General features: G+C 64.7%; 18 protein-coding genes and 1 tRNA gene. 11 read left to right on the forward strand and 8 right to left on the reverse strand.

Annotated elements, in window-relative coordinates; translation table 11 throughout:
• Positions 1 to 2: 2 nt before the first annotated feature.
• Positions 3 to 89: transfer RNA gene (locus ACVRRC_RS19420), tRNA-Leu, on the reverse strand.
• 204 nt (positions 90 to 293) lie between these two features.
• Between ACVRRC_RS19420 and rnr the strand changes: the two genes are divergently transcribed.
• The 9 genes from rnr to alr all read left to right on the forward strand — a co-directional run bounded on the left by rnr (position 294) and on the right by alr (position 10,830).
• Positions 294 to 2,795 (forward strand): ribonuclease R, encoded by a 2,502-nt coding sequence (gene rnr, locus ACVRRC_RS19425; protein ID WP_472997390.1) that lies wholly within the window; start codon positions 294 to 296, stop codon positions 2,793 to 2,795.
• On the forward strand, positions 2,792 to 3,547 hold the full coding sequence (gene rlmB, locus ACVRRC_RS19430) for a 23S rRNA (guanosine(2251)-2'-O)-methyltransferase RlmB (protein ID WP_011914676.1): 756 nt from the start codon (positions 2,792 to 2,794) through the stop codon (positions 3,545 to 3,547). Before rnr ends, rlmB begins: the two co-directional genes overlap by 4 nt.
• A 172-nt stretch (positions 3,548 to 3,719) precedes the next feature.
• The gene (locus ACVRRC_RS19435; protein ID WP_312941610.1) at positions 3,720 to 5,879 is read left to right on the forward strand and encodes a PAS domain-containing protein; all 2,160 of its coding nucleotides are present in this window, start codon (positions 3,720 to 3,722) and stop codon (positions 5,877 to 5,879) included.
• Between the two features lie 179 nt (positions 5,880 to 6,058).
• Positions 6,059 to 6,475 carry a 30S ribosomal protein S6 gene (gene rpsF, locus ACVRRC_RS19440; RefSeq protein ID WP_011914674.1) on the forward strand — a complete coding sequence of 139 codons (417 nt, stop codon included), beginning with the start codon at positions 6,059 to 6,061 and terminating at the stop codon, positions 6,473 to 6,475.
• A 28-nt stretch (positions 6,476 to 6,503) separates the two neighbouring features.
• Entirely contained in the window at positions 6,504 to 6,734 is a 231-nt protein-coding gene (gene rpsR, locus ACVRRC_RS19445; RefSeq protein WP_003283112.1) for a 30S ribosomal protein S18, read from the forward strand.
• Positions 6,735 to 6,768: 34 nt separating this feature from the next.
• Positions 6,769 to 7,662: a YybS family protein gene (locus ACVRRC_RS19450; RefSeq protein WP_011914673.1), complete on the forward strand. Its 894-nt coding sequence runs from the start codon at positions 6,769 to 6,771 to the stop codon at positions 7,660 to 7,662.
• A gap of 21 nt (positions 7,663 to 7,683) precedes the next feature.
• Positions 7,684 to 8,130: a 50S ribosomal protein L9 gene (gene rplI, locus ACVRRC_RS19455; protein ID WP_011914672.1), complete on the forward strand. Its 447-nt coding sequence runs from the start codon at positions 7,684 to 7,686 to the stop codon at positions 8,128 to 8,130.
• A gap of 104 nt (positions 8,131 to 8,234) precedes the next feature.
• On the forward strand, positions 8,235 to 9,629 hold the full coding sequence (gene dnaB / locus ACVRRC_RS19460) for a replicative DNA helicase (RefSeq protein WP_013984082.1): 1,395 nt from the start codon (positions 8,235 to 8,237) through the stop codon (positions 9,627 to 9,629).
• Between the two features lie 124 nt (positions 9,630 to 9,753).
• Positions 9,754 to 10,830, forward strand: a complete 1,077-nt coding sequence (gene alr / locus ACVRRC_RS19465) for an alanine racemase (RefSeq protein WP_068506196.1) — start codon at positions 9,754 to 9,756, stop codon at positions 10,828 to 10,830.
• Here the strand turns inward: alr and ACVRRC_RS19470 are convergent.
• Positions 10,818 to 12,680: a diguanylate cyclase domain-containing protein gene (locus ACVRRC_RS19470; RefSeq protein ID WP_068506197.1), complete on the reverse strand. Its 1,863-nt coding sequence runs from the start codon at positions 12,678 to 12,680 to the stop codon at positions 10,818 to 10,820. The genes alr and ACVRRC_RS19470 overlap by 13 nt on opposite strands.
• Before the next feature lie 168 nt (positions 12,681 to 12,848).
• On the opposite strand from ACVRRC_RS19470, the gene ACVRRC_RS19475 reads away from it, so the two are divergent.
• Complete coding sequence (locus ACVRRC_RS19475; protein ID WP_061372988.1) at positions 12,849 to 15,128, forward strand: YgiQ family radical SAM protein; 2,280 nt, start codon at positions 12,849 to 12,851, stop codon at positions 15,126 to 15,128.
• Positions 15,129 to 15,167: 39 nt separating this feature from the next.
• Here ACVRRC_RS19475 and ACVRRC_RS19480 read toward each other — a convergent pair whose 3' ends face one another.
• Positions 15,168 to 17,129, reverse strand: a complete 1,962-nt coding sequence (locus tag ACVRRC_RS19480) for a methyl-accepting chemotaxis protein (RefSeq protein ID WP_108242335.1) — start codon at positions 17,127 to 17,129, stop codon at positions 15,168 to 15,170.
• A gap of 127 nt (positions 17,130 to 17,256) precedes the next feature.
• On the reverse strand, positions 17,257 to 18,852 hold the full coding sequence (locus tag ACVRRC_RS19485) for a response regulator (RefSeq protein ID WP_014597755.1): 1,596 nt from the start codon (positions 18,850 to 18,852) through the stop codon (positions 17,257 to 17,259).
• A 217-nt stretch (positions 18,853 to 19,069) separates the two neighbouring features.
• On the opposite strand from ACVRRC_RS19485, the gene ACVRRC_RS19490 reads away from it, so the two are divergent.
• A complete protein-coding gene (locus ACVRRC_RS19490) occupies positions 19,070 to 20,128 on the forward strand; it encodes a DUF2333 family protein (RefSeq protein ID WP_011914666.1) in 1,059 nt (352 codons plus the stop codon).
• Between the two features lie 43 nt (positions 20,129 to 20,171).
• On the opposite strand, the gene ACVRRC_RS19495 is transcribed toward ACVRRC_RS19490, so the two are convergent.
• From ACVRRC_RS19495 to ACVRRC_RS19510, 4 genes are all read right to left on the reverse strand, one after another.
• Positions 20,172 to 21,509, reverse strand: a complete 1,338-nt coding sequence (locus ACVRRC_RS19495) for a sigma-54-dependent transcriptional regulator (protein WP_026006503.1) — start codon at positions 21,507 to 21,509, stop codon at positions 20,172 to 20,174.
• 130 nt (positions 21,510 to 21,639) lie between these two features.
• Positions 21,640 to 23,232: a sensor histidine kinase gene (locus ACVRRC_RS19500; RefSeq protein WP_472997391.1), complete on the reverse strand. Its 1,593-nt coding sequence runs from the start codon at positions 23,230 to 23,232 to the stop codon at positions 21,640 to 21,642.
• Complete coding sequence (locus tag ACVRRC_RS19505; protein ID WP_013984074.1) at positions 23,222 to 23,455, reverse strand: PP0621 family protein; 234 nt, start codon at positions 23,453 to 23,455, stop codon at positions 23,222 to 23,224. Before ACVRRC_RS19505 ends, ACVRRC_RS19500 begins: the two co-directional genes overlap by 11 nt.
• 121 nt (positions 23,456 to 23,576) lie before the next feature.
• Positions 23,577 to 24,566 (reverse strand): outer membrane protein assembly factor BamD, encoded by a 990-nt coding sequence (locus ACVRRC_RS19510; RefSeq protein WP_048329921.1) that lies wholly within the window; start codon positions 24,564 to 24,566, stop codon positions 23,577 to 23,579.
• Positions 24,567 to 24,604 lie beyond the last annotated feature (38 nt).

The raw sequence follows: 24,604 nt of genomic DNA on the forward strand, positions 1-24,604 counted from the left end.
AGTGGTGCCCAGGAGAAGACTCGAACTTCCACGGTGTTGCCACCGCTAGGACCTGAACCTAGTGCGTCTACCAATTCCGCCACCTGGGCACGAGAAACGATGATACTTGGCCGTTTCCGTGTTACAACGTCTGCCAGACATTGTGGGCGCGAACTATACGGCCGAGGTTTGGCCTTGTAAACCCCTGATGGCGAAAAATAATTCGCATGAAAGCTGCCGTCCGGCAGCGATTCGCGCTTCAATAGAAAAAGGGCGTTCTGCCTCTATAAATGAATGAAAGGTGACATCTCTTAATGGCCGATTGGCAATCCCTCGATCCCGAGGCCGCTCGTGAAGCGGAAAAGTACGAAAACCCTATTCCCAGCCGTGAGCTGATTCTTCAGCATCTCGGCGAACGTGGCTCGCCAGCTGCCCGTGAAGAGCTGGTGGAAGAGTTCGGGCTGGAGTCCGACGAAGATATCGAAGCGTTGCGTCGCCGCCTGCGTGCGATGGAGCGAGACGGCCAGCTGATCTACACCCGGCGCGGCACCTATGCCCCGGTGGACAAGCTGGACCTGGTCTGCGGGCGCGTCAGCGGCCATCGTGACGGTTTTGGCTTCCTCATCCCCGATGATGGCAGCGACGACCTGTTCCTCAGCCCGGCGCAGATGCGCCTGGTGTTCGATGGTGACCGCTGTCTGGCGCGTGTCGCGGGCCTCGATCGCCGTGGGCGCCGCGAAGGCGCCATCGTCGAGGTGATCAGCCGCGCTCACGAGAGCATCGTGGGCCGTTATCACATCGAGAGCGATGTCGGTTTCGTCGTTCCGGACAACCCCAAGATTCAGCAGGAAGTGCTGGTCACGCCCGGGCGGGCGCTGGATGCCAAGCCGGGTCAGTTCGTCGAGGTGAAGATCACTCACTGGCCGACGCAGCGCTTCCAGCCGCAGGGCGATATCGTCGAGGTGATCGGCAACTACATGGCGCCGGGCATGGAGATCGACGTCGCGCTGCGCAGCTTCGATATTCCGCACGTATGGCCCGAGGCGGTGCTCAAGGAGGCTGCGCGGCTCAAGCCCGAGGTGGAGGAAAAGGACAAGCACAAGCGCGTCGACCTGCGCCATCTGCCGTTCGTCACCATCGACGGCGAGGATGCTCGCGACTTCGACGATGCGGTCTACTGCGAGAAGCCGGGCGGCTGGAAGCTGCTGACCGGCGGGTTCCGTCTGTATGTGGCCATTGCCGATGTGTCGCACTATGTGAAGGTGGACTCGGCGCTCGACAAGGAAGCTGTGGTTCGCGGCAACTCGGTGTACTTCCCCGAGCGCGTGGTGCCGATGCTGCCCGAGGAACTGTCCAACGGCCTCTGCTCGCTGAATCCCCATGTCGATCGTCTGGCCATGGTCTGCGAGATTACCCTTAGCAAGTCGGGGAAGATGACCGACTACCAGTTCTACGAAGCGGTGATCCACTCCCATGCACGGCTGACCTACAACAAGGTCAGCGCGATGCTGGAACAGCCCAGGTCTGCCGAAGGCAAGCGGCTGAGCGCCGAGTACGCCGAAGTGCTACCGCACCTCAAGCAGCTCTATTCGCTTTATAAGGTGCTGCTCAAGGCGCGCCATACCCGCGGTGCGATCGATTTCGAGACTCAGGAAACCCGTATCGTCTTCGGTGCCGATCGCAAGATCGCCGCGATCAAGCCCACCGAGCGCAACGATGCGCACAAGCTGATCGAGGAGTGCATGCTCTGCGCCAACGTCGCCACCGCGGCGTTCCTGCAGAAGCATGAGATCCCTGCGCTGTATCGCGTGCACGACGCACCGCCGCTGGAGCGTCAGGAGAAGCTGCGCGCCTTCCTCGGTGAGTTGGGGCTTTCCCTGCACAAGGGCAAGGAGGGGCCGACGCCCAAGGATTACCAGGCGCTGCTGGAAAAGATCCAGGGGCGTCCGGATTTTCACGTGATCCAGACGGTGATGCTGCGCTCGCTGAGCCAGGCGGTCTACAGTGCCGAGAACCATGGCCACTTCGGTCTGAATTACGAAGCCTACGCACACTTCACTTCGCCGATCCGGCGCTATCCGGACCTGCTGGTGCATCGCGCCATTCGCAGCGTCATCCGGTCCCGGCGAGACACGCCGCACGTGCGGCGTGAAGGCGCCCCGAGCATGCCCAAGGCGCGCATCTACCCGTATGACGAGGCGGCGCTGGAGCAACTGGGCGAGCAGTGTTCGATGACCGAGCGGCGCGCCGACGAGGCCACCCGCGACGTGGTCAACTGGCTCAAGTGCGAGTTCATGAAGGATCGCGTCGGCGAGACCTTCCCCGGTGTGATCACCGCGGTGACCGGCTTCGGCCTGTTCGTCGAGCTGACCGACATCTATGTCGAGGGCCTGGTGCATGTCACGGCGATGCCGGGCGACTACTACCACTTCGACCCGTTGCATCACCGTCTCTCCGGTGAGCGTAGCGGTCGCAGTTTCCGCCTTGGCGACAGCGTCGAGGTGCGTGTCATGCGCGTCGACCTGGACGAACGCAAGATCGACTTCGAGCTGATCGCCGGGGGCAGCAAGACAGCTGGCCAGCGTGACAGCGGTGAGCGCGGCCGTGAGCCGGGTAACGCCGATATCCGCAAGAGCCGTGAGCTGAAGCAGGCATTGATGGCCGAGGCCAAGTCGGGCGGGCGCAAGGGCAAGGCCGACAAGGCAGGTGGCAGCAAGTCCAGGTCTGGCGCATCCAAGCCGAAGTCCGCTGGCAAGCCGGCCGAGAAGTCGCCAGCCTCCAGCGGTGGTCCCAGAAAGCGCAAGGCCAAGTCATGAGTCAGCTGGAAAAGATCTATGGCCTGCACGCCGTGGAAGCGTTGCTGCGCCACCATCCCAAGCGCGTCAAGCAGGTATGGCTGGCCGAAGGCCGGGGCGACCCGCGTGTGCAGGTGCTGATCGAACTGGCCGCGCAGGCGCGGGTCAGTGTCGGCCAGTGCGAGCGCCGCGAGATGGATGCCTGGGTCGAGGGTGTGCATCAGGGCGTGGTGGCCGACGTCAGCCCGAGTCAGGTGTGGGGTGAGGCGATGCTCGACGAGCTGCTCGATCGCGCCGAAGGCCCGCCATTGCTGCTGGTGCTCGACGGGGTGACCGATCCGCACAACCTCGGCGCCTGTCTGCGTACGGCCGACGCGGCCGGCGCGCTGGCGGTGATTGTGCCAAAGGACAAGTCCGCCACCCTCAATGCCACGGTGCGCAAGGTGGCCTGTGGTGCCGCCGAGGTGATTCCGTTGGTGGCGGTCACCAACCTGGCGCGCACCCTGGAAAAGTTGCAGCAGAAAGGGTTGTGGGTCGTCGGAACCGCTGGCGAGGCTGAGCAGTCGCTCTATGCGCAGGACCTCACCGGCCCCATCGTGCTCGTCATGGGCGCCGAAGGGCGCGGGATGCGCCGGCTGACCCGCGAGCACTGCGACTATCTGGTACGCCTGCCCATGGCGGGAAGCGTCAGCAGCCTCAACGTATCGGTTGCCACCGGTGTCTGCCTGTTCGAAGCGCTACGTCAGCGTGGGCGTGGTGCGGCGACCGATTGATCCCGGACCGATCCTTCCGGTTCGTTCGGAAACCGACTGACCTTTTTGTGGTCAATCGCTGTCACAGGCTGGTTCGCCGGATAGCGTCTTTTCATCATATTGCTTGAGGGCTCCAGACTCGGAGCCTTGCTGGGTTCGTTACGCGGCGTCAGGCTCGTACCATGGAGGTTGTATGCAGCAGCGCCCGTCTTTTGAAAGCCTGTTCCGGCTGTCGCCGAACGCCTATGTTCTGCTCGACCGCGATCTGGTCATCCTGGATGCCAACGCGGCCTACCTGGCCCTGACCGGCCGCAGGCTGGAGGAGATCCAGGGGCAGCGCCTTCACGAAGCGTTCGCAGCAGACCCGCTCAGCCCCGAGACGACTCGTGTGCAGGAGCTGCTCGACTCCTTTGCCCGCGTGCTCAGCCGCAAGGCCATCGATACGCTGCCGGTAATCCGTTATTCCATCGCCCGCCACACGCCGCTCGGGTCTGTCTACGAGGATCGCTACTGGAGCGCCACGCACACGCCGATCCTGGATGAGCAGGGCGAAGTCGTGGCCATCCTGCAGCACACCTCCGACATCACCGAGCTGCAGGCCATGAAGGATTCGCTGAAGCAGCCTGCCGGGCATCAGCCTGTGCAGCAGCTCGAGCAAGGCGTCATGTCCCGCGCCAGGCTGCTGCAATCCGAGGGCGAGCAGTTGCGGCGCCTCTTCGCGCAGGCGCCAGGATTCGTCTGTTTTCTGCGCGGGCCGAATCACGTCTACGAACTGGTCAACGATGCCTACCGAGAGGTGACCGGGCATCGCCAGCTGCTGGGCAAGACGGTTCGCGAGGGCCTGCCCGAAGTTGTCGACCAGGGGCTGATCGACCTGCTGGACGAGGTCTACCGCACCGGGCAATCCTACATCGGCAAGCGCGTGTCGCTGTTTCTCAAGCGCCAAGCGGACCGGGAGCCGGAAGAGACGATTCTGGACTTCGTGCTGCAGCCGATCATCGAGAACGAGGGCAACGTCACCGGCATCTTCGTGCAGGGTCAAGATGTAACCGAGCAGCAGCGCAACGAATCGGAATTGCAGCGCTATCGTGAACATCTCGAGGAGCTGGTGCGCGAGCGGACCCTGGCGCTCGAGCAGAGCGAGGCGGAGCGGCAGGTCGCCGAACAGGCTCTGCAGCAGGCGCAGCGGCTGGAGGCGGTGGGCAAGCTGACCGGCGGCATCGCCCACGACTTCAACAACATGCTGCAGATCATCGGTGGCAACCTGCAGTTGCTGCGTCGCAGCCTCGGTGGCGACGAGACCGCTGCCCGGCGTCTGGATTCGGCCGTCAGCGGCGTGGAGAAAGGCGCCCGGCTGGCTTCGCAGTTGCTGGCCTTCGCCAGTCGTCAGCCATTGCTGCCAAGGCAGGTGCATCTGCCCCAGCTGCTCGAGCAGATGCATGAATTGCTCAACGGCGCGCTGGGTTCGGCCGTGCAGCTGGAGCTGGAGGTGCTCGGCCAGCCCTGGCCGGTGTTCGTCGATGTCGGCAATCTGCAGAGCGTGGTGCTGAATCTGGCCGCGAATGCGCGTGATGCGATGTCTGGCAGCGGCCGCGTAGTGCTGCGCCTGGAGAATCGTCTGGTCGCTGCCGATGCCCCGTCGGGGCAGGGCGGCGACTATGTGCTGCTCAGCGTGATCGATGAAGGCAGCGGCATGAGCGAGGACGTCCGCGCCCGGGCGTTCGAGCCCTTCTTCACTACCAAGCAGGCGAGCAACGCATCCGGCCTCGGGCTGAGCATGGTCTATGGGTTCGTCAAGCAGAGCGGCGGTTTCGTCAGCCTGGAAAGCGGCGAGCGCGGGGGCACCGCCGTGCGTGTGCATCTGCCCCGTCATATTGACGAGCAGGCATGCGCGGCTGATAGGGAGTTTTCGGCTGAACCAGCGCCAGCGTCGGCGGGCGCGCCGTCCTCTTCCGGGGCTGTCGCGCCAGAGGCCGATGGCGGTGCGCTCAAGATTCTCTTCGTCGAGGACGATCCCACGCTGCGCATGCTGACCGGCGAGGTGATGATGGAACTCGGTCATGATGTCGTGGCCAGCGAGACAGCCGAGGAAGCGCTCGAGGCGCTCGCGCGGGAGCCGTTCGACGTGCTGCTGACCGATGTCGGTCTGGCCGGCATGAGTGGCATCGACCTGGCGCGCGAGGCGGCGACGCGGCATCCGCGACTGTCCGTGGTGATCGCCTCGGGCTACGCCGTCAACGCTTCGGACGTCGGCGTCGAGCGGTTGCGCACCATGCTCAAACCCTACGATATCCACCAGGTGCGCGAGCTGCTCGACGGCATTCGCGCCGAGCGCGAGGCGCTACGTGGCTGATTACCACGTGCTGGTCAAATAATCACCAGTTTGCCTTGCGCCGCTGTTGCCCCTTCTCTAGAATGGCGCCCCTTGCCTGGATGGCAGGCGTTTGCGCGCCTTTCTGCAAGCAAGACAACAAGTCATTCACTCCTTGCCTGACCGCATCGTCGGCAGGCTGCAACCCGTAAGGAGCAGTTATGCGTCATTACGAAATCATCTTTCTGGTTCACCCGGACCAGAGCGAGCAGGTCGGCGGCATGGTGGAGCGTTACACCAAGCTGATCGAAGAAGACGGTGGCAAGATCCATCGTCTGGAAGACTGGGGCCGTCGTCAGCTGGCTTATGCCATCAACAACGTGCACAAGGCTCACTATGTGATGCTGAACGTCGAGTGCAGCGGCAAGGCCCTGGCCGAGCTGGAAGACAACTTCCGCTACAACGACGCCGTCATCCGCAACCTGATCATTCGTCGCGACGAAGCCGTGACCGAGCAGTCCGAAATGCTCAAGGCCGAGGAAAACCGTAGCGAGCGCCGCGAGCGTCGTGATCGCCCTGACAACACTGACGGCTCCAACGAGAACGACAGTGACAGCGATAACAACGCTGACGAGTAATCCACGGATCTATTGAGGAGCCTATTTCATGGCACGTTTTTTCCGTCGTCGTAAGTTCTGCCGCTTCACCGCCGAAGGCGTGAAAGAGATCGATTACAAGGATCTCAACACCCTGAAGGCCTACATCTCCGAGACCGGCAAGATCGTTCCTAGCCGCATCACCGGAACCAAGGCACGTTATCAGCGTCAGCTGGCCACCGCTATCAAGCGCGCCCGCTACCTGGCCCTGCTGCCCTACACCGACAGCCACGGCCGTTGATCCGGCTGGTCGACAGAAGTAAAGGATAAATCGCATGCGCGCCCTGGCTGAGTTCATCATGCGCGGCCGCATGCAGGCCATCTTCGTGGTGGCCGGTGCTGCGGCACTGCCCATGTTGTTCTGGCTGAGCGCTGCCGCAGGCAGTCTCGTGCTGCTGCGACGCGGGCTGAACGATGCGTTGAGTGTGCTGGTCTGGGCGGTGATACCGGCCCTGGCCTGGTGGTACTTCGGCGATCCGCGAACCCTGCTGGTACTGCTCGGTTCGCTGGGGCTGGCGCTCCTGCTGCGCAGTCATGCGTCGTGGGTGCGAGTGATGGTATGTAGCGTGGGCCTCGGACTGCTGTATGTCTGGGCGCTCAGTGCGGTGTTCGGCGAGCCGATTGCGGCGCTGGCCAGCGAACTGCAGAAAGTGTTGCCCGACGCGCTGTCGGGGGCCTATCAGCAGCTTTCGGTGGAAGAGCGCGGGCGTCTGGAGTCGCTGTTGGTGCCCGTGCTGACCGGCCTGCTGGCCGCGTTGCTGCAGATCGTCACCCTGCTGAGCCTGATGCTGGGGCGCTATTGGCAGGCCGCGCTGTACAACCCGGGTGGTTTCGGCAGCGAGTTTCGTGCGCTGCGGTTTCCTCCGATTCTGGCGATGCTGCTGTTGGTGGGCATGCTGCTGGGGCCGAATCTCGGTGCGCAGCTGGCCGTGCTGACGCCGCTGTGCAGTGTACCGCTGGTGTTCGCCGGTCTCGCGCTGATGCACGGACTGGTGGCTCAGGGGCGCCTGCCGCGGTTCTGGCTGGTGGGGCTGTACGTCACGCTGGTGCTGTTCATGCAGTTGATTTATCCGCTACTGGCCGTTTTGGCCATTGTCGACAGTCTGTTTGATTTTCGTGGTCGCGCGGCCGGCAAGAACGGCGCGGGACCTGCGAACGGTGAAGGTTAAAAGTTAAGAGGTAAGACTCAAATGGAAGTCATCCTGCTGGAAAAGATCGCCAACCTGGGCAACCTGGGCGACAAGGTAAACGTCAAGGCCGGTTACGGCCGTAACTACCTGCTGCCGCAAGGCAAGGCTACCGCTGCGACCCCGGCCAACATCGCCGAGTTCGAAGCCCGCCGCGCCGAGCTGGAAAAAGCTGCTGCCGAGAAGAAGGCTTCTGCCGAAACTCGCGCTGCTCAGCTGGCCGAACTGGAAGTCACCATCACCGCTACCGCGGGCGATGAGGGCAAGCTGTTCGGTTCCATCGGCACTGCCGACATCGCCGATGCCCTGACCGCCTCCGGCGTCGAAGTGGCCAAGAGCGAAGTTCGTCTGCCGAACGGCACCATTCGCCAGACCGGCGAATACGACGTGGCTGTGCACCTGCACACCGACGTCGAAGCGACCGTCAAGCTGATCGTCGTAGCCGGCTAAGCCGTCGTCTGGCACCGCTGGTGCCTGACGAGTAACATCGGGCACGTTTCCGCGCGAGTGGAACGTGCCCTTTGTTTTTTCCGTAGTTTCGAATTTCGAGTGCCATGAACGACATCAGTGTCCCCCAGCAGTACGATCTGGAAACCGCCGCGCTCAAGGTGCCGCCACACTCCATCGAGGCTGAGCAGGCGGTGCTTGGCGGTCTGATGCTGGACAACAATGCCTGGGAGCGTGTGCTCGACCAGGTATCCGACGGCGATTTCTATCGCCACGATCATCGCCTCATCTTCCGCGCCATCTTCGCCCTGGCTGAACGCAACTCGCCGTTCGACGTGGTCACCCTGTCCGAACAGCTGGACAAGGAGGGGCACCTGTCCCAGGTCGGCGGCCTTGCCTATCTCGGCGAACTGGCCAAGAACACACCGTCGGTGGCGAACATCAAGGCGTACGCGCAGATCATTCGTGAGCGGGCGACGCTGCGCCAGCTGATCGGCATCAGCAACGAGATCGCCGACAGCGCCTATGCCCCGCAGGGCCGCACCGGCGAGGAGATCCTCGACGAAGCCGAGCGACTGATCTTCCAGATTGCCGAAGCGCGACCGAAGACCGGCGGGCCGATCGGCATCAACGACATTCTGGTCAAGGCCATCGACCGCATCGACACCCTGTTCAATGCTGGCGAGGCGATCACCGGCCTGTCCACCGGTTTCACCGATCTGGACGAAGCCACCAGCGGCCTGCAGCCGGCCGACCTGATCATCGTTGCCGGCCGTCCGTCCATGGGCAAGACCACCTTCGCCATGAACCTGGTGGAAAACGCCGTGCTGCGTACCGACAAGGCGGTGCTGGTGTTCTCTCTGGAAATGCCCGCCGACTCCATCGTCATTCGTATGCTCGCTTCGCTCGGGCGCATCGACCAGACCAAGGTGCGCGCCGGTAAGCTCGATGACGATGACTGGCCGCGACTGACCTCGGCCGTCAACCTGCTCAACGATCGCAAGTTGTTCATCGACGATACCGCTGGCATCAGCCCCTCGGAGATGCGTGCGCGGACCCGTCGCCTGGCCCGCGAGCACGGCGAGATCGCGCTGATCATGGTCGACTACCTGCAGCTGATGCAGATTCCAGGGTCCAGCGGCGACAGCCGGGTCAACGAGATTTCCGAAATCTCGCGCTCGCTAAAGGGCCTGGCGAAGGAATTCAACTGTCCGGTGATCGCTCTGTCGCAGCTCAACCGCTCGCTGGAGCAGCGACCCAACAAGCGCCCGGTGAACTCAGACCTTCGTGAATCGGGGGCGATCGAGCAGGATGCGGACATCATCATGTTCGTCTACCGCGACGAGGTGTATCACCCGGAAACCGAGTACAAGGGCGTCGCCGAGATCATCATCGGCAAGCAGCGGAACGGCCCGATCGGCACCACCCGGCTGGCCTTCCTCGGCAAGTACTCGCGCTTCGAGAACCTCGCGCCGGGCAGCTATCAGTTCGACGACGACTAGTCGTCCGCCTCGCTCGGCGTCGGGGCAGGGTGTCGTCCATGCCCCTCGCCGAGTTCCGGTCTGCACGGTCGTGCCGAGCGGAGTAAGATTCCAGCCTCACCCGCCGTTGTACAGGAACAGTCCCATGCGTCCGCTGGTTGCCACGGTCGACCTGACCGCGCTTCGTCACAACTACCTGCTCGCCAAACAATGCGCACCCCAGCGCAAGGCCTTCGCCGTGGTCAAGGCCAACGCCTATGGCCATGGTGCGCCAGAGGCGGTAACGGCATTGCGCGAGATTGCCGATGGTTTCGCCGTGGCCTGCCTGGAAGAGGCGGAGGTGATTCGCGGATGCGCACCCGAGGCGCGCATCCTGCTGCTGGAAGGCTGCTTCGAGCCATCCGAGTATCTGCGCGCGGCCGAGCTGGGGCTGGACATCGCCGTTCAGGACGCGCGCCAGGCCGACTGGCTGCTGGCCGCCGACCTGGGGCGGCCACTGAACGTCTGGCTCAAGCTGGATTCGGGCATGCACCGGCTGGGCTTCAGCGTGGACGGCCTGCGCGAGTGTCACGCGCGGCTCAAGGGAGCGGCCCAGGTCGGCGAACTCAATCTGATCAGTCACTTCGCCTGCGCCGACGAGCGTGGCCATGCGCTGACCGAAACCCAGCTGGAGCGCTACGCAGAGCTGCTGGAGCTCCCGTTCGAGCACTGTTCGCTGGCCAATTCCGCCGCCGTGCTGACCCTGCCGCAGGCGCATATGGCCTGGATCCGGCCTGGCATCATGCTCTACGGTGCGACGCCGTTCGCCGAGCTGAGCGCCCGGGAGCTTGGACTGAAACCTGTGATGACGCTGACCGGCGCGCTGATCGCGGTGCGCGACGTGCCGGTCGGTGAAAGCGTTGGCTACGGTGCGAGCTGGGTGGCGCAGCGCCCTTCGCGTATCGGCACCGTCAGCTGCGGCTATGCCGATGGTTATCCGCGTACCGCGCCTTCCGGCACCTCGGTGGTGATCCATGGGCAGCGCGTGCCGCTGGCCGGGCGGGTGTCGATGGACATGCTCGCCGTGGATCTGACCGACCTGCCGCAGGCGCAGCTCGGCGACGCGGTGGAGCTGTGGGGGGCACAGATGCCTATCGATGAGCTCGCCCAGGCCTGCGGCACCATCGGCTACGAGCTGCTGACCAAGGTGACCGGGCGGGTGCCGCGCCGTTATGTCGGCTGATCGGCCGGCGCGCGGCCGTCCTGCTGGACCCAGCTCGCCCGGCCCTGCTGCTTGGCGCGGTAGAGCGCCTCGTCAGCGGCCTTGTAGAGCCGGCTGAACTCCTCGGCATGGTGCGGAAAGAACGCGGCGCCGACGCTCACGGTCACCGCCAGGCTGGTGCCCCGGTAAGGCACCGGCAACGACAGCTCGTGCAACAGGCGTTCGGCGACCTGCCCGGCATCCTGTTCAACGGTTGCCCCGGTCAGCAGTATCGCGAATTCATCCCCGCCCAGCCGGGCTGCCATGTCGCTGCTGCGCACCAGGCTGCGCAGTCGCTGGCCCAGTGTGCGCAACAGGAGATCACCGGCGTCGTGGCCATGGCCGTCGTTGATCGGCTTGAAGTGGTCCAGATCGATCAGTAGCAGCGCAATCGACTCACCGCGCCGCGCGGCCTCGGCGATGGCCGCTTCGACGCGCTCGATGAGGTAGCGGCGATTGGGCAGTTCGGTCAGCGGGTCGTGGAAGGCGGCCTGTTTGAGCTCGATTTCCCGTTCGCTGAGGTCCCGGTTGGCCTGTGCCAGCTCGGCGGTACGCGCCTCCACCGCCAGGCTGAGTTGTTCGGCGCTGGCCTGGACCTGCTTCAGTCGCGCGGACTTCTCCCGGTCGGCATGCTCCAGCGCCGCCGCCCGTTCCTGCTTGAGTATCTGGATGCGCGAGGCCAGGGCGAAGGAGAACAGGATGGATTCGGCCGCCACCGCCAGCGGAAAGACGTAGCCGCTCCAGGCCGCCGGCTGAATCACGCCGGTGGCGCGCAGCAACAGCAGGTTGACGCTGCCCAGGATCACGCCGAAGCCGCAGAGGTAGAGCAGGGCGGGAAAGTAACCCTGGCGCCAGCGGCGGAACGAGGCCCAGAGCGAGGCCGGGATCGCGGTCAGGGCCAGCGCGACGAAGACCCAGGCGCCGAACGCGCGCAGCCCGAAGATGTTGAGCAGCACGGCCGTGACATAGAGGCACAGGGCGAAGGTCAGCAGGCGATGGGCCCAGGGCACGAAACGGCGGGTCTGCAGCAGGGTCTGGGTGAAGCGGCAGGCGCTGAAGCCCCAGAGCGCCGGGATGCTGATGCGATCCAGCCAGAAGGGCACCGGTCCGTTCGGCCAGAGGTACTGAAAGCCGTGTCCGGTCATGCCGAGGATCATCAGCAGCGCGCCGCTGGTGGTCATCACGTACCAGAAATAGGCGGTATCGCGCAGGCTGAGGAAGATGAACAGGTTGTACAGCAGCATGGCCAGGATCAGGCCATAGATCAGGCCGAGAAACAGGTTCTCGCCCACTGCCTGCTCCTGCAGGGCGTCGAGCTGCCAGACCTTGAGCGGAAAGGAGTTGCCGGCCGGATCGTAGCTGCGCAGATAAAAGGTCAGCGGGCGCTGGTCGCTAAGTTCCGGCAGGCGGAACAGCATGCGCCGGTAGGCGTGGTCGCGCCCTTCGTGAAAGCCGACCAGCTCGCCGGATTGACGCTCGGTCCAGCCACCGTTGCCGTCCGGCAAATAGATGCGCAGGTCTTTCAGGGTCACCGAGCCAACTTCCAGCCACCATTGAGACGGCGCGTCGCTGGCCCGCTGCAGCGTGACCCGAACCCACCAGGGGTGCGGGCTCTGGCCGACGCTGGCCTTGCCCTGCGCCGGCTGAAAGCGCGCCTGCACCTCAGGGCGTTGCAGGTCCGTCACCTTCAACTCGGCGCCGTGATCCATCAGCAATTCCACATGGGCATTCAGACTTCGGCCGCTGTCATGCACGCCGATCAGGGCGGTATCGGCATGGGCTGGCAAGAACGTGCCTAGGCACAGCAGCAGGGCAAGGAGGACGGCGTGCACCAGGATCTCCCGGGCTCGATGCGTGGGTCGGGTGGCGCGAGTATAGCGGGAGGCGAAAGCGCAGCGCGCGCCTGTCGCCAAGGTCGATAAAGACCCTGCACGCTGGTCGGACTTGGTTATTTTTTGTGCTATATTCCGCGCCCGTTTTCGTTGCCCCGGTTTTCCGCCATGCACGCCGTCAAGCCACTGTTCGACTATCCCAAGTACTGGGCCGAGTGTTTCGGTCCGGCGCCGTTCCTGCCGATGAGCAGGGAGGAGATGGATCAGCTCGGCTGGGACTCGTGCGACATCATCATCGTCACGGGTGACGCCTATGTCGATCATCCGTCCTTCGGCATGGCGATCATTGGCCGTCTGCTCGAGGCGCAGGGCTTTCGCGTGGGCATCATCAGCCAGCCGGACTGGCAGAGCAAAGACGACTTCATGAAGCTCGGCGAGCCGAATCTGTTCTTCGGCGTCGCGGCCGGCAACATGGACTCGATGATCAATCGCTACACCGCCGATCGCAAGGTCCGCTCCGATGACGCCTATACCCCGGGTGGTCTGGCCGGCAAGCGGCCGGATCGCGCCAGCCTGGTCTATAGCCAGCGCTGCAAGGAGGCCTACAAAAATGTGCCGGTAGTGCTCGGCGGCATCGAGGCCTCGCTGCGCCGCATCGCTCATTACGACTACTGGTCGGACAAGGTGCGCCGCTCGATCCTGATGGACGCCACCGCGGACATCCTGCTCTACGGCAATGCCGAGCGCGCCATCGTCGAGGTAGCGCAGCGCCTGGCACGTGGCGAGCCGGTTGAAGCGATCACCGACGTGCGCGGCACCGCGTTCATTCGCAAGGACACACCCGAAGGCTGGTTCGAAATCGACTCCACTCGCATCGACCGCCCGGGCAAGATCGACAAGATCATCAACCCCTACGTCAACACGCAGGACCTGTCCGCCTGCGCCATCGAGAAGGACAAGGGGCCGCAGGATGACCCGAACGAAGCCCGGCCGGTGGAGCTGCTGCCGCACCCGAAGCTGGAGCGTGACCGCACGGTGATCCGTCTGCCGTCCTTCGAAAAGGTGCGCAACGATCCGGCGCTGTACGCCCACGCCAACCGGGTGCTGCACCTGGAAACCAACCCAGGCAACGCCCGCGCGCTGGTGCAGCGTCACGACGACCGTGAGCTGTGGCTCAATCCGCCGCCGATTCCGCTGACCACCGAGGAAATGGACTACGTGTTCGCCGCGCCCTACGCGCGCGTGCCGCACCCGGCATACAACGGCGCGAAGATTCCCGCCTACGAAATGATCCGCTTCTCGGTGAACATCATGCGCGGCTGCTTCGGTGGCTGCACCTTCTGCTCGATCACCGAGCACGAGGGGCGCATCATCCAGAGCCGCTCCCACGAGTCGATCCTGCACGAGATCGAGGAGATGAAGAACGTGCCGGGCTTCACCGGTGTGGTCTCCGATCTCGGCGGGCCGACTGCCAACATGTATCGCCTGGCCTGCAAGAGCCACGAAATCGAGAAGCACTGCCGCAAGCCGTCCTGCGTGTTCCCCGGCATCTGCGAGAACCTTAATACCGATCACAGCTCGCTGATCGAGCTGTACCGCAAGGCGCGTGCACTGCCGGGCGTGAAGAAGATCCTGATCGCCTCCGGCCTGCGCTACGACCTCGCCGTCGAGTCGCCGGAGTACGTCAAGGAGCTGGTCACCCACCATGTCGGCGGTTACCTGAAGATCGCGCCGGAGCACACCGAGCGTGGTCCGCTGGACAAGATGATGAAGCCGGGCATCGGCACCTATGACCGCTTCAAGCGCATGTTCGAGAAGTACTCGAAAGAGGCGGGCAAGGAGCAGTACCTGATCCCGTACTTCATTGCCGCGCATCCGGGCACGACCGACGAGGATATGCTCAACCTGGCACTGTGGCTCAAGGCCAACGGCTTCCGCGCAGACCAGGTGCAGGCCTTCTATCCCTCGCCAATGGCCACCGCCACCGCGATGTACCACAGCGGCAAGAACCCGCTGCGCAAGGTGACCTACAAGAGCGAGGGTGTGACCATCGTCAAGAGCGAGGAGCAGCGTCGCCTGCACAAGGCCTTCCTGCGCTATCACGACCCCAAGGGCTGGCCGCTCTTGCGCGAGGCTCTGATTCGCATGGGTCGCGCCGACCTGATCGGCAGCGGCAAGCACCAGCTGATTCCGGCGCACCAGCCGGCGGTGGACGGCTACCAGAGCGCGCGACGCAAGAACTCCACGCCGGTCGGCAGCAAGAAGGCCGGGCAGGGTGGCAAGATCCTCACCCAGCACAACGGCTTGCCGCCACGCAGCCACGACGGCAACGCCTGGGACAAGCGCGAGCAGGCCAAGGCCGCCGCCGAGGCGCGGCGCAAGGCGGCCAACGGTGGCAAGCCCGCCGGCAAGGGCCGCAAGCCGCAGCGTCCGGTCGCGCCGCGCTAGCGGGGCATCGTCTGGAGCGCCCATCGGCAAGCGCGCCGGCTAGAAGCGAAAGGCCTGGGTCGCTCGATCCAGCTCGCTGCCCAGTTGCAGCATCTCGGCGCTCTGCTCCCGGCCGCGGCTGATGTGCCCCAGGTTGGCATCGCCCAGCTGATGGATACGTTCGCTGTGGCCACGGATTTCGCCCACCGCTTCGCCCTGCTGGGCCGTGGCCTGGGCGATCTGCTCGGCCATATGGTTGATGCTGGCTATGGTCGAGACGATCTGTTCCAGGGCCTGATCGGCGCTTTGCGCCAGGCTGGCCGTGCTTTCGGCATGCTCGACCTGACTGCGCATCGCCTCCACGGACTGCCGCGCGGCCTGCTGCAGACGGCCGATCAGCTGCTGGATTTCCTCGGTGGCCCCGCTGGTACGCTGTGCCAGTGAGCGCACTTCGTCCGCGACCACCGCGAAGCCGCGGCCGTGACCACCGGCGCGGGCCGCTTCGATCGCCGCATTGAGCGCCAGCAGATTGGTCTGCTCGGCAATCGCGCGAATGACCGTCAGGACCTTGCCAATGGTGACGGTTTCGTCGGCCAGTCGTTCGATTGCCACAGCGTTGCCCTGCACCTCGCTGACCAGCCCATGCAGGCCGGTCAGGCTCTCGCCGATGACCTGCTGGCCGTGCTGCACCGCACGCGCCGCTGCGCGGCTGGCTTGGGCGGCTTCGCCGGCGCCGTCGGCCACCTGCTGGATGGTCGCCTCCAGCTCGCCGAGCGAGTCGCGAATCTGCGCGGTGTCGCCGGTCTGGCGCTGGGCGCCGTCATGCAGGCTGCTGCTCATCTCGTCCAGGCTGCGGCTGCTTTCGGCGACGCGCGTCGCCTGCTTGCGCAGCGTGCCGACCAGTTCCAGCAGGTAGGTACGCAGCTGGTTCAGCGAGGTCTCGATGTCGTCGATCTCGCGAATCCGGCTCGCGATGCGTACCTCTGCGCTGAAGTCACCTCGCGCCCAGTTGGACAAAGCCGGCACCAGCTGGCCGAGGGCTCGAGTCAGCTGACGCTGCAGGCGGTCGATGGCCAGAGCGATGAGCAGGATCAGCGCAATGATGCCGATCTGGATCAGGCGCACTTCGCTCTGGATGCGGCTGTGTTCGGCCCGTACCGCGGGCTCCAGCGCGGCCAGCGCCTGCTCGACGCTGGCGATCTTCTGCGCGCTGCTGTCGAGCAGCGCGCTACGCTGGCGGATCAGCTCGCGGGTGCGCTGCAGCTCGGCCGGGTAGCGCTTGATCAGGCTGGCGAACTCGCGCTTGAGGGCAATACCACGGTCTTCGCTGTGCTGATCCGCTGCCGCCCCCAGGTCGAGCAGCGCGGCAAAGGTGCTGGTGGCGGACTGGTTCTGGGTGAGCACGCCGAGCAGCGGCAGCGTGTCGAGTCGTGCCGCCTCCTGCTCCAGGCTGCGCAGCACCTGCTCCACCTCGGAGTTCAGCTCGTCACGGCCGCTGCTCACCAGCTTGCCGCGGGCGTGGCTCAGACGAAACAGCTGCTGCCCGGCGGCGAACAGGGGGCGCTGGTAGTCTGCGGCGCGTGGATGATCGGCGTGCGCGCGGTAGTCGTCGAGCTGCGAGAGCACGCCGGCCATTTCGCGCTCGGCCTGCAGCAGCAGCCCTTGCGGGTCGCCGGCCAGCTTGCCCGCGGCCAGCAGCTCGTCGGCGGTGAAGCGCGACAGTTCGGCGAGACTGGGACGCAGCCGCGCTGCCAGGTCCTCCGGTAGCGCGCTGCTGTCATCGGCGAATTCGGTGAGCGCCTGCTGCGCCTGGCTGTGGCGCAGCGCGTCACCGCTGGCGAGGTAGCCGTGAATGTTGTCCACCGCCTGCTGCTGAAACTGCTGGGACAGCGCCAGATAGCGCACCATCAGCAGGTAGGGACGCTCCATGGCGCGCTCGGACCACCAGAGCGTCGCGCCCAGTGCCAGACACACCGCGATCAGCAGCAGGGTATTGAGAGTGGTGAGCGACTTCAGGCGCATGCTCGCCTCGCAAAGCAATTCGGAGGCCTTGCAAGGTATGGCAGTTTGATGTCATTCGCGTGACAGCCGGCCGCTCCGACGATCGCTACACGACCCGCGACGTTGGCGGCCGCGCCTGTATTGGCGGCTAGTAACGCTCGACGCGGTTACGACCGGCGTGCTTGGCACGATAGAGCGCCTCGTCGGCCTGCTGGGTAAGCGTCTTGACCTCGGCATCGGCGGTCAGCTCGGTGATGCCGCAGCTGAAGGTGCAGCTCAGATCGCGCGGCTGCGCCGGGAAACGGATCTCGGCGAAACGCTGGCGGATCTCGTTCAGCACCTTGCAGGCGGCCTCTGCCGGGGTGTCTGGCAGCACCACGGCGAACTCCTCGCCACCGTAGCGGCCGATGTGATCGGTCTTGCGCAGGCGCTGTTTGAGAAACAGCGCCAGGCTCTTGATGACCCGGTCACCCATGGGGTGGCCGAAGGTGTCGTTGACCTGCTTGAAGTGATCGATGTCGAGCATGGCGAAGCTCAGCGGTCGATTGTCGCGACGGGCGCGGAAGCGAGCATCCTCGAGCAGCTGCAGGCTGTGGGTGTGGTTGTACAGACCGGTGAGGCTGTCGCGCACGATGCGCGCCTTCAGGCTGCGCGCGCGGGTGGCGCGGGTGCGTACCGTGGCGATCAGGTGGCTCGGCTTGATCGGCTTGGTGAGAAAGTCGTCGCCGCCTTCGCCCATGGCGTCCAACTGCTTGTCCAAATCGTCCTCGGCGGACAGGTAGATGATCGGCACGCTGACGTAGCGCTCATGCTGACGGATTACCTTGGCCAGCTCGGTGCCCTGGCAGTCGGGCATGTACATGTCGAGGATGATCAGGTCCGGCTGGAACTCGGCGAGTGCGCCGATGGCCTGGATCGGCTCGGTCAGGGTCTGGGTGACGATGCCGGCGTTGTTCAGCACCCGCTCGGTATGCGTCGCCTGGGCACGCGAGTCATCGATGATCAGCACGCGAATCGGCTCGTAATGCGCGGTGCGGGTGAAGATCTCGATCTTCTCCAGCAGGCTGCTGGCGTCCAGGGTACCGGTGAAGAACTCCAGACCGCCGGCGCGGACGGCGGCCAGGCGAGTCGGCGTGTCGGTTTCGGCGTGGCTGAAGAACAGCATAGGCAGCTTCGGCTCCAGACCGAGTTGCACCTGTTCGGCGAGGCGCAGCCCTTCGCCCGGTCCGTTGAAGTCCACCTCCATCACGATGGCGGCCGGGTGCCGGCGATGCATCGCCGTGCGGAACGCGGCGACATTGCTGAAAGCCTGTGCGGACATGCTGAAGAAGTCCAGCTGGCGTACCAGATGCTCGGCGCGCTCCTGGTCTTGCAGGGCGATGTACACCGGCTTGCTCAGCGGCGGCAGGAACGACTGGTTGTGCGGATCGCTGTGGCGCAGTCCGGTGCGGGCAAGGCGATAGATCAGCTGACTCAGTGTGGAGATGGTGCTGCTGGACAGACGCCCGCGGTTGTCGCGGATGTCGCTCAGGCAATCCTCGATGTTCAACGCCAGCTCGCTGTGCTCGGTCTGCTCGAAGCGATCGGCAAAGCGCCGAAGACGAGTCGTCGCTTCGGTCAACGCGGCATGGTAGTCCTCGTTCCATTCGCTGCGTTGCAGTTGCTGCCAGACCTCCAGCACTTCCCGTGCCTGGTGGATGACCCGCTGGGCGAAATGCTGTTTAAGCTCTTCCTGATCCGACATCGCGATTATTCCTGGCGCGCCAGGTGCGCTGCCCTGGTGCATTGTAATGGCGGCATGCTATCACCGTCGGTGCGCTTTGGAAGGGCGTTGCGCGGTAGTGGTTCTCAATTTGGCGCTGAGCACGCCTGGGCCCTGCGTTATAGTAAAGACATGCCTGCGCAACGTCTCCGGTGCCGGGCGGTCGAACCCCTGAACTCGCCAGAAGGACACACAGCCCATGTCGGATTGGAAGAATCGCTTCGCTCGCCTCGGCCGCTCCAACGGCTCGGCCGGAGCGGCTGGCCAACGCGCAGGCAACCCGCTTCTGCTGATTCTTGCCGCTCTGCTGGGCATCTACCTGCTGGTGACGCTGCTGCTGGGATGGTACTGGAGTCGCGAGCCGGACCTGTTTCCGGTACAGCAGCATACGCGCCAGGCGGCGGAGGCTTCGCAGCGCCAGCTGGTCAGCGGCTATACCACGGTGGAAACCCTCAAGCGCGTGGCCAGTACCCTGCTGGACAAGCCCGGCGGCTATCTGAGCAATGACATCGCCCCGCCGGGGCTGTGGCTGGACAACATGCCGAGCTGGGAATACGGCGTGCTGGTGCAGGTTCGTGATCTGGCGCGGGCGCTGCGCAAGGATTTCGCCCGTTCGCAGTCACAGTCCACTGAGGACCCGGATCTGGCCAAGGCCGAGCCGCTGTTCAACTTCGACAACCGCAGCTGGACCCTGCCCGCCTCGGAAAGTGAATACCGCAACGGCATCCGCAGTCTGGATCGCTATCTGGCGCGCCTCAGCGAGCCGGAGCCCAAGGCGTTGTTCTATACCCGCGCCGACAACCTGAACAACTGGTTGGGTGACGCGGCGACCCGCCTCGGATCGTTGTCCCAGCGCCTGTCGGCGAGTGTCGGTCGGGTGCGCCTGGATGCCGATATCGCACCGGAGCAGGAGCGGGCCGGCATCGTGCCGCAGGTCAAGGAGCAGGTGGTCGAGACGCCCTGGATGCAGATCGACAATGTGTTCTTCGAGGCACGTGGTCAGGCATGGGCGCTGTCACATCTGCTGCGGGCGATCGAGGTGGACTTCGCCGACGTGCTGGCCAAGAAGAACGCCACGATCAGCGTCAGGCAGATCATTCGTGAGCTGGAGGCGGCGCAGGAGCCGCTGTGGAGTCCGATGGTGCTCAACGGCAGCGGCTACGGCGTGTTGGCCAATCACTCGCTGGTGATGGCCAACTACATCTCCCGCGCCAACGCGGCGATCATCGATCTGCGCAACCTGCTGTCGCAGGGGTAGGACGCAGCGTTCGTGTCCGGTGGCAGGCGTCTACGCCTGCCACTCAGTCCAGTCCGAGTTTCTTCAGACGGTAACGCATCGAGCGGAAGGTCAGCCCCAGTCGTTGGGCGGCCGCGGTGCGGTTCCAGCGTGTTTCTTCGAGGGCCTGCATGATCAGCTTGCGCTCGATCTCCTCCAGGTGGTCCTCCAGGTTGTCGATCTGCGCCAGGCTGGCTTCGCCGTTTTCCGGCAGGCCGGGGCTATCCGCCAGGCGCAGGTCGCCAGCCTTGATCTCGTCGCCTTCGCACAGGGTGTAGGCGCGTTCGAGCATGTTCTCCAGCTCGCGGACGTTGCCCGGAAAGCGATAGTTCTCCAGCTTGGCCAGGGCATCGGGATGCAGGCGGGCCGTGGCCTCGCCGCATTCCTGCGCCAGACGGCGCAGCATGACATCGGCGAGCAGGCCGATGTCTTCCCGGCGTTCGCGTAGTGGCGGTACACGCAGTTCGATGACATTCAGGCGGTAGTAGAGATCCTGGCGAAAACGGCCTGCGGCGACCTCGCTGGCGAGATCCTTGTGGGTGGCACAGAGGATGCGTACATCGACCATCACTTCCTGCGCACCGCCAACGGCACGCACGGCCTTTTCCTGGATGGCGCGCAGCAGCTTGACCTGCATCGGCAGCGGCAGGTCCGCCACCTCGTCGAGAAACAGCGTGCCACCGTTCGCGGCCTGGAACAGGCCGGGCTTGTCCTCGATGGCGCCGCTGAAGCTGCCCTTCTTGTGGCCGAAGAACTCGCTTTCCATCAGCTCCGACGGAATGGCACCGCAGTTGACCGGCACGAATGGCTTTTCGCTGCGCGGGCCCTGCTCGTGAATCAGGCGTGCCACCAGTTCCTTGCCGCTGCCCGACTCGCCGCTGATGTAGACGGGTGCCTGGCTGCGGGCGAGCTTGCCGATCTGCTTGCGCAAGGTTTTCATCGGCGGCGAGCTGCCCAGCAGGCGACTGTCCACCGGCGCTTCGGCTGCGGGCGCGCGCAGGCGCAGGGCGGTGCTGACCAGCTCGCGCAGGCGGTTCAGATCCACCGGTTTGGTGAGGAAGTCGAACGCACCGGCCTTGAGTGCACCGATGGCGGTATCCAGGCTGCCATAGGCGGTGATCATCGCCACGGGCAGTTGCGGGTACTGTTGCTGGATGTGCTGGACCAGCTCAAGGCCACTGCCGTCGGGCAGGCGCATATCGGTCAGGCACAGGTCGTAGTGCTCGCGTGCCAGCAGCTCGCGCGCCTCCTTGAGGTTGCGTGCGCTGCGGGTATCGAGCTTCATGCGGCCGAGGGTGATCTCCAGCAGCTCGCGGATGTCCGGCTCGTCGTCGATGATCAGGGCTTTCTGGCGCGCGGTCATGGTCTTGCTCTGGTTCCTGAAGCGGGTGTCGCCTTCCGGGCGGCTGGCGAGCATGTTAACTCTCCCGGCGCCGCCGTGGCTGCCGCTTTGGTCGATGTGTGATGCGTTGCCGGCAACTGTTCTGCTGCGCCTAGCTCAGCTTGCGCGGGTGCGCGAAGACGATGCGGAAGCAGCTGCCGCCTTCGGCGCGCTCGCGGTAGTCCAGGCGTGCCTGGTTGCTCTCGCACAGCTCGCGGGAGATGTACAGCCCGAGCCCGGTGCCTTTGCTCTCGGTGGTGAAGAAGGGTTCGAAAACGTTGTGCAACTGCTCGGCGGCGATGCCGGGTCCATCGTCGAGGACCTCAACGACCGGCAGATCGCTGGCTTCGTCGCGAAACAGGCGGAGCCAGACCTGAGCGCGATCGTGCTCCTTGCCGCTGTAGCGCAGGCCGTTCTGCACCAGGTTGGTGAGCACCTGGGTCAGCTGGTTGGGGTCCATGCGCGTCTGCAGCGAGCTGCCGATGGTTTCCAGGTGAACCGTCTGCTGCGGGCTGAGCCCCTGGCGGAACTCGCTGACGAAGCGATGCAGCCAGTATTTGAGATCCAGCAGCTGGGGCTCCGCCTGGCGGCGCCGGGAAAGCTGCAGCACGTTCTCGATGACCAGATTCATCCGCCGCGAGTGGTCGTGGATGATCTGCGCCAGCCGCCGATCCGGGCCGTCCAGCTCTTCGGATTCCTGTAGCAGCTGAGCAGCATGGCTGATGGCGCCCAGCGGATTGCGGATTTCATGGGCAATGCTGGCTGTGAGTCGTCCGAGGGAGGCGAGCTTGAGTTGCTGGGCCTTCTGGGCGATCTGCGAGATGTCCTCGAGGAACACCAGAGTGTCGAGCTTGTTGCCGTGCTGCAGGGCGGCGAAACTCGGCTGCAGCGTCGGTCCGCCGGGGGTGGCCTTGAGGTTCGGCGGGCGCAGTGTGGGATTGCCACGCCAGTGCTGCAGTGCCTTGAGCAGCTCCGGGCAGCGCGGCGCGAGGCGCTCGCCGGCCAGCGATTCCTGGCCGAGCAACTGCAGCGCCCCCTGATTGGCCAGGAGCACGCGCTCCTGCGGGTCCAACACCATGATGCCGGTGCGCATGCGCTGCAGGATCAGGGCGTTGAGGGCCTCGAGGTTGGCGACCTCCTCGGCGCGCTGGCGGGCCAGAGTCTCGCTGACCTGCAGGCGCCGAGTCAGTCCCTGGACGAGAAAGGCTGCGGCGAAGCACAGCGTTCCGAGCGCACCGGCCTGGACGTATTGGCTGCTGGCTTCGGAACGGCTGATGCTCAGGTAGAAGGTCAGGTAGATCAGGCCGGTGGCAGCGACCGCGGCGATGAAGAAACCGACCCGCCCCCGCAGGAGAATATTGGCGATGGCGACGGCGACGATCAGCAGGTTGCCGATGCCGCTCGGCGTTCCTCCGCCAAAATAGAACAATCCCGACAGCAGGATCACGTCCATCAGCGCCAGGCTGAGCACTGGCAGGTCGCGCTCGGGGCTCTGCACCAGCACCGCGACGATGATGTTGAGGATCAGATAGAGCCAGGCGCCGTACTGAAACAGCTGCGGATTGCTCATCTGCAGCAGATCGTTGTGCAGGTCGCTGCTGATCAGCAGCACCAGCGCGAGGCCAATGGTCAGGCGGTAGAGGTGATACAGGCGAAGGATGCGCCGCCCCTGATCGCCGAGGAAGGTGAGGTTCTCAGTGCCCACCAGAGGTGCTGTCCTGCTCGAGGTGAGCCTGGCTGCAGTACCAGCGGTCATGGGCCTGCAGGGCCTGGTTCTGCGGCACGTGCACGCCGCATTGAGCGCAGCGGACCATCGGCAGGCTGCCCTGCTGTTGCGCGGTAGGCGTCTTCTTCCGGGTCAGGCGGCGCCACAGCCAGAAGGCGGCGGCGATCAGTGCGATCCAGAACAGCAGTCGAAACAGCCCCATATCGATTCCTTCCTGTTTATGCGTGGCGACCGGCCACTGGTCGAGCCAGGGCCGGTCCTGGCCCGGTGCGCCGACGGTGACGAGCACAGGGCTCGACGCAGCGGCGCATGGTCAGCCCATTTCAGTCGAACAGGCCGAAGGTCAGGCGGCTCCACCAGGAGCGCTTCGGCTCCTGCTGTTCCACATCCTTGAGTACGGGGCGCAGTTCTTCCGGCAGGTCACGCGCAGCGTTCTCGTACTGGCGCAACACGTCACGGTTGGCACGGGAGGTGTCGGGACGCGGCGCTTCGCCTTCGATCAGGCCGAGCGTGGCCTTGCTCAGCCAGCTGCGGGTGTCTTCTTCGCGCTCGATGGGGGTGAACTTGCCGTCCTCGAGGGTGGCATGATCCGGGTAGTTGAGCTGAAGTGTCTTGAGGCTGGCATCGGCGAGGTCATCGAGGCCGAGGCGCTGGTAGGCCTCGGTCATCACAGCCAGACCGTCCGCCACGGCCGGTGTGCCCTGGAAGTTTTCCACCACGTAGCGCCCGCGGTTGGCGGCGGCCACGTAGGCCTGGCGCTTGAGGTAGTAGTGGGCGACGTGAATCTCGTTGGCTGCCAGGAGGTTGCGCAGATAGATCATGCGCGCCTTGGCATCCGGCGAATAACGGCTGTTCGGATAGCGGCTGGTGAGCTGGGCGAACTCGTTGAACGAGTCGCGGGCAGCGCCCGGGTCGCGCTTGGTCATGTCCAGCGGCAAGAAGCGAGCGAGCAGGCCGCGGTCCTGATCGAACGAGGCCAGGCCCTTGAGGTAGTAGGCGTAGTCGACGTTCGGGTGCTGCGGATGCAGGCGGATGAAGCGCTCGGCAGCCGAGCGTGCAGCTTCCGGCTCGGCGTTGCGGTAATAGGCGTAGATCAGCTCGAGCTGCGCCTGCTCGGCGAAACGACCGAACGGGTAACGCGACTCCAGCGCCTTGAGCTTGCTGATGGCGCTGGTATAGCTCTTGTTGTCCAGGTCGGCCTGTGCTTGCTGGTACAGCTCGACCTCGCCCAGGTTTTCGTCGACGGTTTCGTTGGATGAACAGGCGGCGGTAAGGGCGAAAATGGCGATCAGCAGCAGGTGTTTCACTTGCATGGCGGCTTGCGTCCCTGTGACGGCTGGCTGTCTCGCGC

The organism is Stutzerimonas sp. LR2 (assembly GCF_055755175.1).

Bases quoted from the DNA above. Each gene is read 5' to 3' on its own strand.
- rnr (WP_472997390.1), top strand. From the start codon at position 294: ATGGCCGATTGGCAATCCCTCGATCCCGAGGCCGCTCGTGAAGCGGAA.
- rlmB (WP_011914676.1), top strand. From the start codon at position 2,792: ATGAGTCAGCTGGAAAAGATCTATGGCCTGCACGCCGTGGAAGCGTTG.
- ACVRRC_RS19435 (WP_312941610.1), top strand. From the start codon at position 3,720: ATGCAGCAGCGCCCGTCTTTTGAAAGCCTGTTCCGGCTGTCGCCGAAC.
- rpsF (WP_011914674.1), top strand. From the start codon at position 6,059: ATGCGTCATTACGAAATCATCTTTCTGGTTCACCCGGACCAGAGCGAG.
- rpsR (WP_003283112.1), top strand. From the start codon at position 6,504: ATGGCACGTTTTTTCCGTCGTCGTAAGTTCTGCCGCTTCACCGCCGAA.
- ACVRRC_RS19450 (WP_011914673.1), top strand. From the start codon at position 6,769: ATGCGCGCCCTGGCTGAGTTCATCATGCGCGGCCGCATGCAGGCCATC.
- rplI (WP_011914672.1), top strand. From the start codon at position 7,684: ATGGAAGTCATCCTGCTGGAAAAGATCGCCAACCTGGGCAACCTGGGC.
- dnaB (WP_013984082.1), top strand. From the start codon at position 8,235: ATGAACGACATCAGTGTCCCCCAGCAGTACGATCTGGAAACCGCCGCG.
- alr (WP_068506196.1), top strand. From the start codon at position 9,754: ATGCGTCCGCTGGTTGCCACGGTCGACCTGACCGCGCTTCGTCACAAC.
- ACVRRC_RS19475 (WP_061372988.1), top strand. From the start codon at position 12,849: ATGCACGCCGTCAAGCCACTGTTCGACTATCCCAAGTACTGGGCCGAG.
- ACVRRC_RS19480 (WP_108242335.1), bottom strand. From the start codon at position 17,129: ATGCGCCTGAAGTCGCTCACCACTCTCAATACCCTGCTGCTGATCGCG.
- ACVRRC_RS19485 (WP_014597755.1), bottom strand. From the start codon at position 18,852: ATGTCGGATCAGGAAGAGCTTAAACAGCATTTCGCCCAGCGGGTCATC.
- ACVRRC_RS19490 (WP_011914666.1), top strand. From the start codon at position 19,070: ATGTCGGATTGGAAGAATCGCTTCGCTCGCCTCGGCCGCTCCAACGGC.
- ACVRRC_RS19495 (WP_026006503.1), bottom strand. From the start codon at position 21,509: ATGACCGCGCGCCAGAAAGCCCTGATCATCGACGACGAGCCGGACATC.
- ACVRRC_RS19505 (WP_013984074.1), bottom strand. From the start codon at position 23,455: ATGGGGCTGTTTCGACTGCTGTTCTGGATCGCACTGATCGCCGCCGCC.
- ACVRRC_RS19510 (WP_048329921.1), bottom strand. From the start codon at position 24,566: ATGCAAGTGAAACACCTGCTGCTGATCGCCATTTTCGCCCTTACCGCC.